This window comes from Leclercia sp. M50 (assembly GCF_037150775.1).
Lineage (GTDB): Bacteria > Pseudomonadota > Gammaproteobacteria > Enterobacterales > Enterobacteriaceae > Enterobacter.
In genome coordinates this window covers 1-4840 of sequence record NZ_JBBCPK010000174.1, presented here as the reverse complement: position 1 = coordinate 4840, position 4840 = coordinate 1, and the positions used below count along the sequence as shown (strand labels likewise).

The 4840-nt window shown below is 57.9% G+C and carries 5 protein-coding genes and 1 pseudogene; all 6 read left to right on the top strand.

Going from position 1 to position 4840, the window contains the following annotated elements:
• Nucleotides 1-407 (top strand): phage tail assembly chaperone G (gpG, locus tag WFM46_RS22860; RefSeq protein ID WP_336998619.1); only part of this gene is annotated, 407 nt, incomplete at its 5' end.
• Nucleotides 362-730: pseudogene (locus tag WFM46_RS22855) on the top strand (phage tail assembly protein T); the annotation flags it as partial. The gene gpG and the pseudogene WFM46_RS22855, both read left to right, overlap by 46 nt.
• Nucleotides 714-3209 carry a phage tail tape measure protein gene (locus WFM46_RS22850; protein WP_336998618.1) on the top strand — a complete coding sequence of 832 codons (2496 nt, stop codon included), beginning with the start codon at nucleotides 714-716 and terminating at the stop codon, nucleotides 3207-3209. The pseudogene WFM46_RS22855 and the gene WFM46_RS22850, both read left to right, overlap by 17 nt.
• Nucleotides 3210-3211: 2 nt before the next feature.
• A complete protein-coding gene (locus tag WFM46_RS22845; RefSeq protein WP_336998617.1) occupies nucleotides 3212-3550 on the top strand; it encodes a phage tail protein in 339 nt (112 codons plus the stop codon).
• Between the two features lie 57 nt (nucleotides 3551-3607).
• Nucleotides 3608-4345 (top strand): phage minor tail protein L, encoded by a 738-nt coding sequence (locus WFM46_RS22840; protein WP_103179225.1) that lies wholly within the window; start codon nucleotides 3608-3610, stop codon nucleotides 4343-4345.
• A gap of 2 nt (nucleotides 4346-4347) precedes the next feature.
• The coding region (locus WFM46_RS22835) for a C40 family peptidase (RefSeq protein WP_336998616.1) at nucleotides 4348-4840 on the top strand (493 nt) is incomplete at its 3' end.

The following is a 4840-nucleotide window of genomic DNA, read 5'->3' as shown; positions in this document are numbered from 1 at the left end:
TTAAAACTGAACTGCTCGAGCATAACGGCAGCAGCGTGACGCTGTATCAGCTGTCCGCGCTACAGCGCATTGAACACCTTGAGTACCTGAAAGAGCTGGAAGCGGTTGAAGAAGGTGATTTCCAGACCGCTATCACCCTCACCGTGAAAAATGGTGCTTACCTGGTGGCGTTGTCGCTCTGGCATGGTCATACGCTGAAAGGTACGCTTCCTGAGGGCGCGTCAGCGGAAGTGATGAAAATTCAGGATGAAGTCCTGCAGACCTGGCCGACGGAGCTTATTGCTGAAGCGGATTTTAAGGTGAAACTCCTCTCCGGCATGATTGAACCGCAACTGGAGGATCCGCAGGTTGGCATCAGCGAATCTGCAGAGCCTGTTACGGCGGAAAAGCTCTCGCCAGTGAGCTGACGTTTGTCCTGAAACTGGCGCGTGAGTTCGGTCGCCCTGACTGGCGCGCCATGCTTGCTGGCATGTCCTCTACGGAGTATGGCGACTGGAAAATTTTCTACCGGGATAATTTCTTTCATGATGCGCAGCTGGACGCCCATTTCTCCGGCCTGCTCTACACCATTTCAACCCTGTTTTTTGCCGACCCGGAGCTGACGCCTGCCAGCTTCAGCATTCTTTCACCTGTATCTGAACCCGTTGATGTAGCAGAGCCGGACGACGATGCGCTGATGGCGAAGGCGGAAGGTATTTCTGGAGGTATACGCTATGGCCCAGACGGCAGTCGGTGATCTGGTCGTTAATCTTGACGTCAACTCGACGAAATTTAACGAGCAGATCAACTACGTCAAAAAAGAATTCAGGCAAACGGGAGACGCGGCGAACGATTCTGCTTTGCGGATCCAGCAGTCATTCAGCCGTCAGGAGAGCGCTGCCCGCAAGGCAGGCATCTCTGTTGGTCAGTATAACGCGGCGATGCGCATGCTCCCGGCGCAGTTCACCGATATCGCCACGCAGCTGGCGGGCGGCCAGAGCCCGTGGCTGATCCTTCTCCAGCAGGGCGGACAGGTTAAAGACTCCTTTGGCGGGGTTATTCCAACATTTCGTGCACTGTTGGGATCTATCTCGCCGGTTATGCTTGGTATTGGGGCGCTCTCTTCAGCGACGGGGGCGCTGTTGTATACCTGGTATGCCGGGTCGTCCACACTCTCCGACTTCAACAAAACACTGGTGCTCTCCGGTAACGCTTCGGGGCTGACTGCCGATCGAATGCTCACGCTGGCGCGAAGCGGCCAGTCTGCCGGTCTTACGTTTAATCAGACGAGCAAGGCACTGACGGAGCTGATCAACGCTGGCGTGCGTGCCGGTGCCCATTTTGACGACATGAGCCAGGCTGTTGCCCGATTCACCGAAGCATCGGGGGTACCAGTCGATAAGGTTGCCGCTGCGTATGGCAAGCTGACAACTGACCCGACATCCGGGCTCATTGCAATGGCCCGGCAATTTCACAACGTGACAGCCGAGCAGATAGCACATGTTGCCCAGTTGCAGCGTGCCGGTGATGAAGCCGGGGCACTTAAGGCGGCAAACGACGCGGCCACCGCCGGATTCAACGATCAGACCAAATCCATCCGCGACAATATGGGGTCGATTGAAACTGCTGCCGATACGCTGAAACGCGCTTTCAAGTCGATGTGGGATGCGGCGCTTGATGTCGGTCGGCCCGATACCGCGCAGGAAATGGTGGCAAAAGCACAAGCCGCTTTCAAAAAGGCCGATGAAATCTGGAACCTGCGAAAGGGTGATCGTTATGTGAATGATGAGGCCCGTGCCCGGTTCTGGAATGACCGCGAAACGGCCAGACTGGCGCTGGACATGGCGCAGCAGCAGGCGGGGATTTCCAGAGCGAACGAGGAGAATGCCTCCCGCGAAGCGGCTGCGGAATCTGATCGCCAGAAGTATGCTGCGCAGGCACAGGCAAACTATGCCAAAACGCAGACTGCACTGGAGAAATACACGGCCAGGCAGGGCGAGCTTAACAAGGCTCTGAAAGATGGGCGGATCCTGCAGGCGGATTACAACATCAACATGGCGGCGGCCAAAAAGGAGTATGAGGACTCCCTGAAAAAACCGACGAAAGGCAGGGTGCCCGGTGGCGCAAAACTTACCGACAGCACCAGTGCGCAGACACTGGAGCTGCAGACTCAGCTTGAGGTTTTGCGTCAGCACAGTGATATCAATGACACGATTAGCCAGCAGCGCCAGCAGTTGTGGAAAGCGCAGGCCAGATTCACGGTCCTTGAACAGGCTGCCAGAACCCGGGCGCTGACGGGTGATGAAAAGTCCCTGCTCGCCAGCAAGGATAAGGTGCTCGCGCAGGCTGAAATCAATGCAAAACTGGGTGACCAGATCGTCACGCAGGAACGTCTCAATCGACTGCAGGACACATCGCAAAAATACGTTACCCAGATGGGTGAGAAAACCCGGGCGCTGGTGGAAAGCGCGGGGATGAGCAGTCGTGCGGCACAGCGGCGCAATGAAGAGGCTCAGTTACTACAGGGCTGGAAAAACGGTGGCGGGTCTGAAAAAGATCAGGGCTACCAGAAAGAGCTGCAGGCGCTACAGGGATATTATCAGGAACAGGATAAAGTGCGCGGTGACTGGCTCTCTGGTGGAAAATCCGCCTGGGCTGATTACGCCGATTCTGCGGGTGACGCGTACGGCCAGATGAAAAATGTCGCGGCCAGTACCTTTGACGGAATGACGCAGAATCTTGCGGACATGCTGACCACCGGTAAAGCAAAGTGGGGTGACTTCACCCGCTCAACGCTTTCGATGCTGGCGCAAATCGCCCTTAAACAGGCGGGAGTAGGGATCGTGGGCGCTGTCAGTTCGGCTATCGGATTTGCCGGGGGCGGCTATACCGGATCGGGCGGTAAATATGAACCTGCCGGGGTGGTGCATCGCGGGGAGTTCGTTTTTACAAAAGAGGCGACCAGCCGGATCGGGGTGGGGAATCTGTACAGCATGATGCGCGGTTACGCGTCCGGCGGGCTGGTCGGTGGCGTCAGAATGCCCGCTGCGGCCACGGGAGGGATCAGCGTTTATGCACCGGTCAGCGTCAGTCAGCAGGGTGGTGGCGAGTCCAGCCAGGCAGACACCATCGGAACGGCGCGGCAGCTTCAGGGCATTGTTCAGCAGACCATCACTGACCGGCTTAAAAAGGAGATGGGGCCGGGTGGTGTACTTTACCCAAGGAGGTAGCAGTGACAGACACATTCAGCTGGCGCACCCGTAAATCAGCCCGGGGAACAGAAAGCGCCCGGACGCTTCAGTCCCAGTTTGGCGACGGGTATAAACAGGTCGCCGGAATGGGGTTCAATGACAGGTCCGAAGCCTGGGATCTTGACTGGACGGGAACACGAAACGAGGCCGCAGTGCTGCGTGCGTTCCTTATGTCGCACATCACAAAATCGTTCTGGTGGACGAACCCCTGGGGGGAGAAGAAGCTCTACCGGATGAGGGCTGATTCCTTCAGTGCTTCGTTCCCCTCCGGGAAAAAAGCGACTGTAGCGTTCACGTTCGAGCAGTCCTTTGCTCCCTGATTATCTTCAAAACCAGAATGACTGACCGCCTCCGGGCGGTTTTTTTATGGGGTGAATATGAGTTTCACGCAGGATATACAGCAGCTGGAGCCGGGCCAGCTAGTCCAGTTGGTTGAAATAGACGGCACCGAATTTGGCATGGATACCGTCCTGCGCTTCCATGCCCACAATATTGCTTCTGCAGGCTGGGCTGCATTCGCGGCTGACAACCTCCCTGCCATTATCTGGCAGGGTCAGCAGTACGACCCTTACCCTTATGAGCTGAAAGGCCTGGAGTTGTCCAGCACCGGGGCGCAGCCCACACCCACGCTTTCCGTGTCGAACGTCGGCAACTACGTGACTGCGCTGTGTCTCGAGTACGACGACCTGGCGAGGGCAAAGGTGAAGATCCACACCACGCTGGCGAAATATCTCGACGCGGCCAACTGGACAGCCGGCAACCCGAACGCCAGCCCGGCGGACGAGCGCGTGCAGCTTTTTTACGTCAACGCCAAAACCGCTGAAACGCGGGTGCAGGTCGACTTTGAACTGTGCTCACCCTTTGACATACAGAACCTGCAGTTGCCCACCCGGCAGATCACGCCAGTCTGCACCTGGTGCACGCGCGGCTGGTACCGCACCGGCACCGGATGTGACTACAACGGGAACCGCTATTTTCTTAAGGATGGCACCCCCACGGACAACCCGGCGCTGGATATGTGCGGCGGCCAGATGCAGGACTGCGAAGCGCGGTTCGGGACGGGTAACCCGCTGCCGTTCGGCGGCTTCCCGGCGGCAAACCTTCAGGGTAAATAACCATGCGAAAAAAACTGATGGAAGCGATCCGCGCCCACGTCGCCGCGGAATATCCGAACGAGGCCTGCGGCGTGGTGGTGCAGGCCGGGCGGGCGCAGCAGTACATTCCGTGCCGGAATATTTCAGCAACGCCCACTGAGGCCTTCACGATCTCGCCAGAGGATAAGCTGGCAGCGTCGGAGCAGGGCGAAATCATTATGGTTATCCACTCCCACCCGGATGTGGTCCAGCTTGTGCCGTCCGAAATGGACAGGGTGCAGTGCGACTGGTCCGGGGTGGAATGGGGCATCATGAGCTGGCCGGACGGTGATTTCTGCACGCTGGCACCCCGTGAGGACCGGGACTACGCCGGGCGGCGCTGGGTACTGGGCTTTGCTGACTGCTGGGCGCTGATCCGTGAGTGGTACCAGCGCGAGCACGGCATTACCCTGGGCGATTACTCGGTACCGTACGAGTGGTGGGAGCAGGGCGAAAATCGCTACGACGATAACTGGG